This is a genomic window from Aphanothece microscopica RSMan92 (genome assembly GCF_046613545.2).
Lineage (GTDB): Bacteria > Cyanobacteriota > Cyanobacteriia > PCC-6307 > Cyanobiaceae > NIES-981.
Map to the genome: position 1 here is coordinate 1 of NZ_JBKKKY020000070.1, position 12,266 is coordinate 12,266.

Annotated in this window: 8 protein-coding genes; 5 read left to right on the forward strand and 3 right to left on the reverse strand. The window is 66.7% G+C overall.

All coding sequences use genetic code 11. The features are described 5' to 3' along the window. Window positions 1-114: 114 nt before the first annotated feature. The 3 genes from ACLD7X_RS14210 to gltB all read right to left on the reverse strand — a co-directional run bounded on the left by ACLD7X_RS14210 (window position 115) and on the right by gltB (window position 6,840). Window positions 115-807, reverse strand: a complete 693-nt coding sequence (locus ACLD7X_RS14210) for a sulfotransferase family 2 domain-containing protein (RefSeq protein WP_411424316.1) — start codon at window positions 805-807, stop codon at window positions 115-117. Between the two features lie 673 nt (window positions 808-1,480). Further along, entirely contained in the window at window positions 1,481-2,257 is a 777-nt protein-coding gene (locus tag ACLD7X_RS14215) for a hypothetical protein (protein ID WP_411424317.1), read from the reverse strand. Continuing rightward, window positions 2,254-6,840 (reverse strand): glutamate synthase large subunit, encoded by a 4,587-nt coding sequence (gene gltB, locus ACLD7X_RS14220; RefSeq protein ID WP_411424318.1) that lies wholly within the window; start codon window positions 6,838-6,840, stop codon window positions 2,254-2,256. The genes ACLD7X_RS14215 and gltB overlap by 4 nt, the downstream gene beginning before the upstream one ends. Before the next feature lie 180 nt (window positions 6,841-7,020). Here gltB and ACLD7X_RS14225 point away from each other — a divergent pair, with 180 nt between their 5' ends. The 5 genes from ACLD7X_RS14225 to fusA form a co-directional block, all read left to right on the forward strand. Continuing rightward, window positions 7,021-8,853: a phosphodiester glycosidase family protein gene (locus tag ACLD7X_RS14225; RefSeq protein WP_411424319.1), complete on the forward strand. Its 1,833-nt coding sequence runs from the start codon at window positions 7,021-7,023 to the stop codon at window positions 8,851-8,853. A gap of 42 nt (window positions 8,854-8,895) precedes the next feature. After that, window positions 8,896-9,252: a hypothetical protein gene (locus ACLD7X_RS14230; RefSeq protein WP_412007034.1), complete on the forward strand. Its 357-nt coding sequence runs from the start codon at window positions 8,896-8,898 to the stop codon at window positions 9,250-9,252. Window positions 9,253-9,306: 54 nt separating this feature from the next. After that, window positions 9,307-9,681 carry a 30S ribosomal protein S12 gene (gene rpsL / locus ACLD7X_RS14235; protein WP_411424321.1) on the forward strand — a complete coding sequence of 125 codons (375 nt, stop codon included), beginning with the start codon at window positions 9,307-9,309 and terminating at the stop codon, window positions 9,679-9,681. Between the two features lie 92 nt (window positions 9,682-9,773). Beyond that, a complete protein-coding gene (gene rpsG / locus ACLD7X_RS14240) occupies window positions 9,774-10,244 on the forward strand; it encodes a 30S ribosomal protein S7 (RefSeq protein WP_006911809.1) in 471 nt (156 codons plus the stop codon). A 79-nt stretch (window positions 10,245-10,323) separates the two neighbouring features. After that, a partial coding sequence (fusA, locus tag ACLD7X_RS14245; RefSeq protein WP_411424322.1) for an elongation factor G occupies window positions 10,324-12,266 on the forward strand: 1,943 nt, incomplete at its 3' end.

The window sequence follows — 12,266 nt, forward strand, 5'->3', positions numbered from 1 at the left end:
CAAACCATGGGTTCATGGCCCTCCAGCGTCGCCACTCGTCGAAGGTCCTAAAACTGTAGACGCCAATCTCAAGTGAGGGATCAAACGTTTCTGATTGGATTAGCACAAAAACCCTCAAGGAAGTGATAAATGCGAATAACCGAAGGCCTTGAAGTCTTCAGCATAATAATCATTGATCTTCTCTACAAGGGCATCAGACAATCCAAAGCCTTCAAAAGGAAGGCTTTCAGATATGTTGGCGCAGGGAAGCGTAGCTGGAAGGAGGCTGGCATCGGCCCCACGCAGTATCAGTTCATGCCGAAGTATCTTGATCGCCTTGGCCGCATCCTCAATCCGGAAACAGTGCATGCTGGATGAAGGTTTTCCATCGACCATGATCCAATTGCATTGCGGCAGGAACATATTACTGGGACCAGGATAATGCATGAATATCTCCGACGCCACGAATTCTCGGAAGTCAGCAAAAGACTTTAGCAAGCGGAGCAACTCAGGATTGTAACTTTCCCATTTGCGAAGGAAAGAGAAGATCGATGAAAGACGCGCATATGGGTTGCGCACAAAGGTGAAGACGAACATCTCCCTAGGTGCGCGAGTCATGTTTATAACCCTCTGAGCATCTGCAAGCGTCGAATGCTTTTCTAGCCCATGGCGCTGGATGTAAGCGGCTTGGATTTGCTCTCCAAAAAGGGTGCCGCCAATTTCAAGATCCAGCGGGCCATTGAGTGGTGAGAGGTATTGCATCAAACTAGTCCCGGCCGACTTCGGGATATGAATAAATGCAAAGCCGATCGACTGGTTAATTATCATACCTAAATAGGCTTCGGCATCTGTGGGCAGATTGCCCTCCTATAATGATAGCCTGGCCTGATTCTTGGGAGCCACGCCCGAGTGAATGAGCCCTCGGCGGGCCAGCCTGGGGGCATCCTGGCGAGTGGGGTCATTCCCGAGACGAGACCATGCCCATCTCTGGTTCTGCCACCAGTGAGCTGGCTTGACTGCTTGGCAGAGGTACTGCTGGGGAGTTGATCCCTGAATTGATGCGCCAAGGCTTTAGGAGACTACTGAAAAACTCCCCATGCTCCTGCTCGCGGCACGCGGAAAACCAAGGGAGGAGCGATTTCAACTCGGCCAGGCATTTTGTGAACCTGCGCTTCAGGTGCCAGAACTGTCTGATTCTCAGGATCTCACGCAGGCAACTTGGGCCTGTACAGAGTTTTTCAGCGGCCACTTAGGTGGTTCTCCGGTGGTTTTCCGGCAGCCACTCCACCGGTGAATGCGGCCGCAGTAGGGGCTGCTCGGGGTTCCAAGGACAGAAAGACTTGGGCTTGAGAATGCCCCATCGTCACGCCCAGAACCATTGTAATAACTAGGAACTGGGCGGATTCTGGGGCGTCTAGGCGGTCGCGGCCAGCCGAGGGAGCAAGTTATCGAGAGATAGGAACCGCCTTGCATTCCCAAAGATTAATGCCGAAGCAGAATGTCAGGAATCGCTGAACAGCCTAGGGCTTGAAGGGGTGAAAGCTGGGCGCAGCAAATGAAATAGTTGATTGCGACGCTGAATCCGCTCCTCCGGATCCGCCACCGTGCGGTTCACCTCCAGCAGGGCCTTCAGCACCGGCTCGCTCATCGAGATGTTGGTCCACGGCATCTTGTCGGGCAGTTCTTCCTGATGGGCCCCAGCAGCCATCAACACACGCTGCACCAGATTCTCGGCGGGCTCGTAGGACAGCACATCCACAGCCGTGACGGCAGACCGCAGCTCCGCCTGGATCGGCTCGAAACGCAGGCTGGTGGCCTCCTCCGACAGCCACGCATCGGGGCTGCGGGTTTCGCCCACATAGGGATCCTTCACGGCCTGGTTGTAGAGGGAAGCCGCCCGGCTGAGCAGATCGCGCTCCACGAGCAGCGCCCGGATTCCATCCGGGTCGGCCAGGCCATGCCCCACCAACCACTCCACCAGCCTTGCGGCGCAACCGGTGCTGAGAAACTCGCTGCTGATCAGGAACGCCTGTTGCTGCACATCGGCCAGCTCGCGCTGCAGCTGCTCCAGCAGATCGGCCGCATCCAGCACCTCAGCATCTCCTCGCCTCAGCTCCGGCACCAGGCTAAACACCAGGTTGTGGTGGGAACCATCAGGCCATTGGCCAGTCTTCGGATAGTGAAAGGCGGAAAACACATGATCGCGCAGCACCGCCTGGATCGAACTGGTGCCCGTCTTGTGCGGACCCGCATGCAGGATCAGTCGGCGGGGCTTCATCCAGCCACCACAGCCTCCCGATCCACCAGCCCCACCGTCTCCTTCTCGCTCGACGGCACCAGCACGCGGAAGCGGGCCTTCCAGCTCGGCCAGTCGGCCAGGATCGCGGCGGCCCTGCTGCTGCCTGTGTGCTCCAGATGGGCCTCCAGCAGGGGCTTGAGCAGCCCTTCCTGCTCCGGTGTGGTGAGCTCGCACAGGGCCACCGTCTCGGGATTGAGGCGATCGGCCAGGTTGCCCGCCTCATCGAGCAGGAAGGCCACGCCGCCGGTCATGCCGGCCGCCACGTTGCGGCCTGTGGAGCCCAGCACCACCACCACGCCACCGGTCATGTACTCGCAGCAGTGATCACCGGCACCCTCCACCACGGTGCGGGCGCCGCTGTTGCGCACCGCGAAGCGCTCGCCGGCGCGGCCGAGGGCGAACAGCTCACCACCGGTCGCCCCGTACAGGCAGGTGTTGCCGAGGATCACCTGGCTGCCGGGATCATGGCCACCGGCCGGCGGCACCACGGTGATGCGACCGCCGTTGATGCCCTTGCCCACGTAGTCGTTGGCGTCACCCACCAGCCGCACGTTCATCCCCTGGAGCAGGAAGGCGCCGAAACTCTGGCCGGCGGCCCCTTCGAAGCTGAGGTCCAGCTGGCCCTGGAAACCGGTGTTGCCATGCCGGGCCGCGATCTCGCCGGAGATCCGCGCGCCCACGCTGCGGTCGGTGTTGAGGATCGGCACCGTGCGGGCCAGGCAGCCGTGCGCCTCGATGGCCGCCATCAGGTCGGCATCGGCCAGCAGCTGATCCTCGAGCACCACGCCGTTGCTGTGGGCCTGGGCCTCATGCTGGAGCCAGCTGCGGTCCGCCGCCGCGGGGATCGGGTCGATCAGGCAGGAGAGATCGAGCGTTGGGGTCTTGGCGAGGGGCACCGAGCGGGGACGCAGCAGCTCGGTGCGACCGATCAGCTGATCGAGCCGGGCCACCCCCAGCACGCTCAGCAGCTGCCGCACTTCCTCGGCCACGAACAGGAAGAAGTTCACCACATGCTCGGGAATCCCGGTGAAGCGCTTGCGCAGGGCCTCCTTCTGGGTGGCGACCCCGACCGGGCAGTTGTTGGTGTGACAGACCCGGGCCATGATGCAGCCCTCGGCGATCATCGCCACCGAGCCGAAGCCGTATTCCTCGGCGCCGAGCAGGGCGGCGATGATCACGTCCCAGCCGGTCTTGAGGCCGCCGTCGGCCCGCAGCAGCACCCGGTGGCGCAGGCCGTTGTCCAGCAGGGACCGGTGCACCTCGGTGAGGCCGAGCTCCCAGGGGGTGCCGGCGTGCTTGATCGAGCTCAGCGGTGAGGCGCCGGTGCCGCCGTCGTGCCCGGAGATCTGGATCACGTCGGCATTGGCCTTGGCCACCCCCGCCGCGATCGTGCCGATGCCGATCTCGGCCACCAACTTCACGCTCACCTTGGCGGCGGGATGCACCTGGTGCAGGTCGTGAATCAGCTGGGCCAGGTCCTCGATCGAATAGATGTCGTGGTGCGGCGGCGGCGAGATCAGGGCCACGCCGGCCTTGCTGTTGCGCAGCCAGGCGATGTACGGATCCACCTTCGGGCCGGGCAGCTGGCCGCCCTCGCCGGGCTTGGCCCCCTGGGCCACCTTGATCTCCAGCTGCTTGCCGCTGCGCAGGTATTCGGGCGTCACCCCGAAGCGCCCCGAGGCGATCTGCTTGATGGCGGAGCAGGCGGTGTCACCATTGCGAAGGCCGCCGATGGTGGGCAGGGTGGCGGAACGGCCCTCTCCATCCACATCGTTGAGCACGTGGAATCGGGCCGGATCCTCGCCGCCCTCGCCGCTGTTGCTCTTGCCGCCGATGCGGTTCATCGCCACGGCCAGCACCTCGTGGGCCTCACGGGAGAGGGCCCCCAGGCTCATGCCGCCCGTGCAGAACCGGCTGCAGATGCTCTCCACGCTCTCCACCTGATCCAGCGGCAGGGGCGTGGCGGCGGGGGTGAGCTCGAGCAGATCCCGCAGCGCCGTGACCGGGCGGTTCTCGAGCAGGGTCTTGTAGGTGGCGAAATGGTCGTAGCCGGGGCCGGCCGCGACGGCGGCATGGAGGGCCTTGGCCATCTCCGGGCTGTTGAGGTGGAACTCGCCGCCGGTGCGGTACTGCACGAAGCCCATGAACTCGAGCTTGGTGCGGTTCAGTTCGGGGAAGGCCTTGGCGTGGAAACTGAGCGTTTCGCTGGCCAGATCGGCCAGGCTCAGCCCCGCCACCCGGCTGGTGGTGCCCCGGAAGGCCAGCGCGATCAGGTCGGCGCCGATGCCGATCGCCTCGAAGATCTGGGCGCCGTGGTAACTGGCCAGCAGCGAAATCCCGATCTTGGAGAGGATCTTGCGCAGGCCGTCCTCCAGGGCCTTGCGCACATTGGCCTGCACCAGCTCCGGCGTGAGGGGCGGCAGCTTGCCCCGCTCGATCAGCGACTGGGTCTTGGGCTGGGCCAGCCAGTGGCGGGTGGTCTCCCAGGTGAGCCAGGGACAGACCGCACTGGCGCCGTAGCCGATCAGACAGGCCAGGTGGTGGGTGCTCCAGCACTGGGCCGTGTCCACCACCAGGGAGGTCTGCAGCCGCAGCCCGAGGTTCAGCAGGTGATGGTGCACCGCTCCCACGGCCAGCAGGGGCGGGATGTAGGTGGTGGTGGCGTTGATGCCCCGGTCGGAGAGCACCAGAATCTGGCTGCCTGCGCGCACCGCGGCCTCGGCGTCGCTGCGCAGCCGGGTGATGGCCGCCTCCAGATCGCCTGGCCCCGCGGCGATCGCCACCAGCGTCGACAGTGTGGTGGTGGACAGGCCCTGGCGACCGACCGCCTCCAGCTCCGCCTCATTGAGGATCGGGCTGCTCAGATGCAGCACCGCCGCCGAGGCGGGCTCGGGCCGCAGCGGCGAGCCGCGCTTGCCCAGATGCATCTCCAGGCTCATCACGAGCTTTTCCCGCAGCGGATCGATCGGTGGATTGGTGACCTGGGCGAACCGCTGCTTGAAGTAGTCGTAGAGGAGGTGCGGCTTGGAGGAGAGCACCGCCAGGGGGATGTCGTCCCCCATGCAGTAGGTGGGTTCCTTGGCCGCCCCGGCCATGTCCTCGATCACCAGATCGAAGTCCTCGGCCGTGAAGCCGAAGGCCGTCTGCTGCTGGAGCAGCTCGAGGTCTCCGAGCTGGCGCTCCTGCGTCCAGGGCTGGCTGCCCAGGCTGCGGCGGTGTTCGGCCAGCCAGGCCCCGTAGGGATGGCGCGAGGCCACCTCCTGCTTGACATCCCAGTTGTGCAGCAGGCGGCCGTTCTCGAGATCCACGGCGAGCATCTGGCCGGGACCGAGCCGCCCCTTCTCGAGGATGAGACTCTCCTCGAGTTCCACCACCCCCGTTTCCGAACCCATCACCACGAAGCCATCGCTGGTGATGCAGTAACGGGCCGGGCGCAGGCCGTTGCGGTCCAGGGTCGCGCCGACGCTGCGGCCATCGGCGAACACCAGCAGCGCCGGACCGTCCCAGGGCTCCTGGGTGCAGGCGGAGTACTCGTAGAAGGCCTGGATCTCGGGCCTCTCGGCCAGGTCGGGCTGGTCACGGAAGGCCTCCGGAACCAGGGTAAGCAGGCTTTCGGTGATCGGCCGGCCGCTGCGCACCAGCAGCTCGAGCGTGGCGTCCAGGTTGGCCGAGTCACTGAAGGCCGGATTCACCACCGGGCGCAGGTCGCTGGCGGCTTCCCCCCACACGGCTTCGAGGTTGACCTCGGCGGCCCGGGCCCAGTTGATGTTGCCCAGCAGGGTGTTGATCTCGCCGTTGTGACCCAGCAGGCGCATCGGCTGGGCCAGGGGCCAGCGCGGCAGGGTGTTGGTGCTGAAGCGGCGGTGGTAGACCGCGAAGCTCACCGCGAAACGCTCATCGCGCAGGTCGGCGTAGAAGGCGGCGAGCACCTCCGAGCGCACCATGCCCTTGTAGACGACCGTGCGGTTGCTCAGCGAGGCGAAGTAGAGGTCGGTGGGACCGGGCCCCCACAGGTCGCGGGCCCGGTCGCCGCAGCGGCGGCGCAGGCGGAACAGCAGCCCCTCCAGGGCATCGCCATCCCCATCGGCCCCGAGCAGCCACTGCTCGATGCATGGGGCCGTGGAGCGGGCCATCGGGCCGAGCACGGCCGGGTCCACGGGCACCGTGCGCCACCCCAGCGGGCGCAGCCCGAGGTTGAGGGCCTCCTCGTCGCAGAAGCGACGGGCCGCCTCCCGGCGCTCCGGGTCGGGAGGCAGAAAGACCATGCCCAGCCCGCGGGGGGCGTCACCGGCAGCTGCGGCCGCGGGCCAGACCGCCTCGAGATAGCCCCAGGGAATGCCGCAGAGCACGCCGGCGCCGTCGCCGGAGTCACCGTCGCCGCCGCAGCCGCCGCGATGCTCCATGCAGCCCAGTCCCCGCAGGGACTGCTGCAGCACCCAGTGGCTGGCCTCCCCCTTCAGCGAGGCCAGAAAGCCGACCCCGCAGGCGTCCTTCTCGCCCGCCACGGCAGCCGGCGCGGGGCTGTCGCAATGGGGCCAAACGGGGCGGGTCGGTCGTGGCATAGCCCGATGGTTTCCGGCGATGGTGGTCTGGCAGGCCGGTTCGGTGGCAAACCGGTGGTGCAGAGCCGCGAAGCAGCGTCACCAGGGACAGCTGCAGCCGCAGAACCTCCAATCCTAGAGATCGGGATTCCCTGGGGGTACCGCTAGCGTCAGCGCGCACGCACTGGCGGGATGGCCTTCGTGAGAACGTCCGCCCCCACAACCCTGCCGCGCCGCACTGGGCGGCGGGTGGCGGCCCTGCTGCCGGCAGCCCTCCTGCCAGCCGCCCTGCTCGGCCTGGCGCTGGAGACCGGGGCCTCGGCAGCCCCGCGGCTGCCGCTGCCGGCACCGCCACCGCCTCCACCGGCCGTGCCGGCCCCCAGGACCACGGGCGGCTCGGACCAGGGCAGCTACCACCAGGGCGACCGGATCGTGATCAACGGCCAGAGCCAGCAGGCCCTGTGGCGGTGGCTGGGCCCGCTCGGGAGCCGCCCACGGGAACTGTGGCTGCCGCTCGAGGTCCTGCAGAACCAGCTGGGCGTGAGCAGCCGCAGCCGACCGGACGGCAGCCTCGACCTGGAATGGTTCGGCCGGCCCCTGCTGGTTCCGCCGAACCGCCAGCGCAGCCTTGACGACGAGGTGGCCCTCGATGCCCTGCCGCTGCTGGAGGCCGTCGGGGTGGGCCTTCAGCCCAGCGAACGCAGCCTCAGCCTCACCCTGCCCGAAGCCCGGCTGCTGGGGGTGCGGAGCGCAGCCCAGCCCGCGGCCCAGCGGGTGGTGCTCGATCTCGCGGCACCGGCTCTGGTGCGGAGCAGCGGCTCCGCACTCGTGCTCAACCTCGACGCCAGGCCCGATCAGCTCGCCCAGCTGACCAGCCTGGGGCTGGTCGTGAGCCGGGATCCGGCTGGGCTGGCGCTGCGCCCGCGCAGCGGCCCGGTCAGCCGGATGTTCACGCTGGGGGAGCCCAACCGGGTGGTGATCGACATCCCCGGAGGGGGTGCGACCACCGGACCCAGCGCCGAACCCGGGCCGATCGACCCGGCCGTTCAGGCCCTGATCGGGCGCACCCTCCGCTGGGACCGGCTGACCCGCCAGGGGGTGCGCATCAACGCGGTGCGGATGGATCCCCGCACCGCCCCCCTGCAGCTGCGGCCGCTGGTGCGCCCGGGGGGCATGGAAGGGCTCAACTCCCTGGTGCAGCTGGCCGCCCAGACGAACGCCCGGGTGGCGATCAACGGGGGGTACTTCAACCGGGTGCGGCGTCTCCCCCTCGGCGCCCTCAAGCTGGACGGCCGCTGGATGTCGGGCCCGATCCTCAACCGGGGGGTGGCGGCCTGGAGCGGCCGGGAGCTGCCCCGCTTCGGGCGCCTGAGGCTGGAGGAATGGGTGGCTGGGCCCGACGGTCGGCGCTTCCCGATCGTGGTGAGCAACAGCGGCTACGTGCAGCGGGGCATCAGCCTCTACACCGCGGCCTGGGGGCCGAGCTACCGCGCCCTCAGTGGCTCGGAGACGGCCCTGGTGGTGGAGGCGGACGGCCAGGTGAGCCGTGGCTTCGGCAGCCTGGAGCTGGAGCGCGGGGTGCCCCTGGGCGCCGGCCAGACCCTGCTGGTGGGGCGTGGCGGCGTGCAGCTCCCCTGGCCCAGCGGCAGCCGCCTGCAGCTCACCAGCCGCCCCAGCGACCCCCTCGGCCAGGAACTCCAGGTGATCGGCGGCGGGCCCCTGCTGCTTCAGAACGGCCGCATCGCCCTCAACGGCAGCGCCGAGAACTTCAGCGCCAGTTTCCTGCGGCAGGGTGCCCCCCGCACGGTGCTCGGCAGCGATGGCCGTGAGGTGTGGCTGATCACCCTGGAGGGCACCACGGACAGCGGCCCGACGCTCTCCCAGACGGCCCAGCTGCTGCTGCAGCTGGGGCTGCGGGATGCGCTGAACCTCGACGGTGGCAGCTCCACCGGGCTGGTGCTGGGAGGCAGCCATCAGGTCAAGGGGCGCGGCGTGGCCGGCTCCGTGCACAACGGGGTCGGACTGGTGCCCTGAGGCACTGCCAGAGTGGAGGTCCTTCGTGATGGCCCACCCCCGATGCCCAAGGGCCAGAGCCTGCGCCTGACGGCGGCAGCTGCAGCGGAACTGGGTCGCCAGGCGGCCGTGGCCGGCACCCCCGGGCTGGTTCATCTCGAGCTGGTGGAAGGGGGCTGCGAGCAGTGGACGATCCGGGTGCGGCCCGGGCACCTGGCGGGCCAGCCCATGGCCCGGGCCGACGGCATCACCCTCTACGCGCCCGCCGGGCAGCAGGAGCTGCTCCATGGCCTGACCCTCGACTACCGCGGCGACCTCAGTGGCGGAGGCTTCCTGGTGCGGGCCTCCGAAGGGGTCGTGAGCTGTGCCTGCGGCGCCGCCTTCAGCCGAGGCCGGGGTGGTCGGCAGGCGACCCAGTAAGGTGGCGGATTGTCGAAATCGGTCGGACGTCCGACCTGTGCTCTCCGGCCCTCGATGCCCACTATCCAGCAGCTGATCCGAACTGAACGGCAACGTCTGACACGCAAGACGAAGTCGCCCGCCCTGCGCGCCTGCCCCGAACGCCGAGGGGTGTGCACCCGGGTGTACACCTCCACCCCGAAGAAGCCCAACTCGGCGCTGCGGAAGGTGGCCCGTGTGCGGCTGACCTCCGGCTTCGAGGTGACCGCCTACATCCCCGGCATCGGCCACAACCTCCAGGAGCACTCGGTGGTGCTGATCCGCGGCGGACGGGTGAAGGACCTGCCCGGTGTCCGCTATCACATCATCCGCGGCACCCTCGACACCGCCGGTGTCAAGGACCGTCGCCAGGCTCGCTCCAAGTACGGCGCCAAGACCCCCAAGGCCTGATCGCACCGGGCTGAGGACGCTGTCCCGGCCCTTCCCGGTCTGCCGTCCCGATGCCAAGGGGCCCTTACCTTCCCAAGAACCTCGCAACCACCATGTCCCGCCGCAACGCTGCTGAGAAGCGTCCGATCCTTCCTGATCCGCAGTTCAACAGCCGCCTCGCCTCGATGATCGTGGCCCGGCTGATGAAGCACGGCAAGAAGTCCACCGCCCAGCGCATCCTTTCGGACGCCTTTGCCCTCATCAACGAGCGCACCGGCTCCGACCCGCTGGAGCTCTTCGAGACGGCGGTCCGCAATGCGACCCCGCTGGTGGAAGTGCGGGCCCGCCGCGTCGGTGGTGCCACCTACCAGGTCCCGATGGAAGTCCGCCAGGAGCGCGGCACGGCCATGGCCCTGCGTTGGCTGGTGAACTTCTCCCGCGCCCGCAACGGCCGCAGCATGGCCCAGAAACTGGCTGGCGAACTCATGGATGCCGCCAACGAGGCCGGCAGCGCGGTTCGCAAACGGGAGGAGACCCACAAGATGGCTGAAGCCAACAAGGCATTCGCCCACTACCGCTACTGAGCCCGGCGGCTCAGGTCACCTGCAGGCCCATCTGTAGAGTGACGTCCGTTTTTTTGTAGACCTTTCGGAGACATCCCCCGTGGCCCGCGCCTTTCCACTGGAACGCGTCAGAAATATCGGCATCGCCGCCCATATCGACGCGGGTAAAACCACCACGACCGAACGCATCCTCTTTTATTCCGGCGTGGTTCACAAGATCGGCGAGGTGCACGACGGCGCCGCCGTCACCGACTGGATGGCCCAGGAACGGGAGCGTGGGATCACGATCACCGCGGCCGCCATCTCCACGAGCTGGAAGGATCATCGGATCAACATCATCGACACCCCCGGGCACGTCGACTTCACCATTGAAGTGGAGCGCTCGATGCGGGTGCTCGATGGTGTGATTGCGGTGTTCTGTGCCGTGGGCGGCGTTCAACCCCAGTCGGAGACCGTCTGGCGCCAGGCCGATCGGTACAAGGTGCCCCGCATGGTGTTCGTCAACAAGATGGACCGAACCGGGGCTGATTTCCTCAAGGTCTACGGCCAGATCAAGGATCGCCTCAAGGCGAACGCCGCCCCCATTCAGCTGCCGATCGGCGCCGAGGGTGAGCTGAGCGGGATCGTCGATCTGGTCAAGAACCGGGCCTTCATCTACAAGGATGAGCTCGGCAAGGACATCGAGGAGACCGAGATTCCCGCCTCCATGGCTGAGGAGGCCGCCGAATGGCGCAACAAGCTGATGGAATCGGTGGCCGAAACCGATGAGGACCTGGTGGAGGTCTTCCTCGAAACCGGCGAACTGAGCGAAGAGCAGCTCCGCAACGGCATCCGCACCGGCGTGCTCAAGCACGGTCTGGTGCCGATGCTCTGTGGCTCTGCCTTCAAGAACAAGGGGGTGCAGCTGCTGCTCGATGCGGTGGTGGACTATCTCCCGGCCCCGGTGGATGTGCCCCCGATTCAGGGTCTCCTGCCGGATGGCAGCGAGGCCATGCGGCCCGCCGAGGACAACGCCCCCTTCAGTGCCCTGGCCTTCAAGGTGATGGCCGATCCCTTCGGCAAGCTCACCTTCGTGCGCATCTACTCGGGTGTGCTCCAGAAGGGCAGCTATGTCCTCAATTCCACCAAGGACAAGAAGGAACGGATCTCCCGCCTGATCGTGCTCAAGGCGGACGACCGCGAGGAAGTCGACGAACTGCGTGCCGGCGACCTCGGCGCTGTGCTCGGCCTCAAGGACACCACCACCGGGGACACCCTCTGTGTCGATTCGGATCCCATCATCCTGGAATCGCTCTACATCCCCGAGCCCGTGATCTCGGTGGCCGTCGAGCCGAAGACCAAGGGCGACATGGACAAGCTGTCCAAGGCACTCCAGTCACTCTCCGAGGAAGATCCCACCTTCCGGGTCTCCACCGATCCGGAAACCAACCAGACCGTGATCGCAGGGATGGGTGAGCTTCACCTTGAGATCCTTGTCGACCGCATGCTCCGCGAGTTCAAGGTTGAAGCCAACATCGGCGCTCCGCAGGTGTCCTACCGCGAGACCATCCGCGCCAGCGCCAAAGGCGAGGGTAAATTCGCCCGTCAGACCGGTGGCAAAGGGCAGTACGGCCATGTGGTGATCGAGATGGAGCCCGGTGAGCCGGGTTCAGGGTTCGAATTCGTCAACAAGATCGTTGGCGGTGTCGTACCCAAGGAGTACATCGGTCCTGCCGAAGCCGGCATGAAGGAGACCTGCGAATCCGGCGTGATCGCGGGTTATCCGATGATCGATGTCCGGGTCACCATGGTCGACGGCTCTTACCACGACGTCGACTCTTCGGAGATGGCGTTCAAGATCGCCGGCTCCATGGCCTTCAAGGACGGCGTCAAGAAGTGCAATCCCGTACTGCTTGAGCCGATGATGAAGGTCGAAGTCGAGATCCCCGAGGATTTCCTCGGTTCGGTGATCGGCGACCTTTCCTCGCGCCGCGGTCAGGTCGAGGGCCAGTCCATCGACGATGGGCAGTCCAAGGTCCAGGCCAAGGTGCCTCTGGCCGAGAT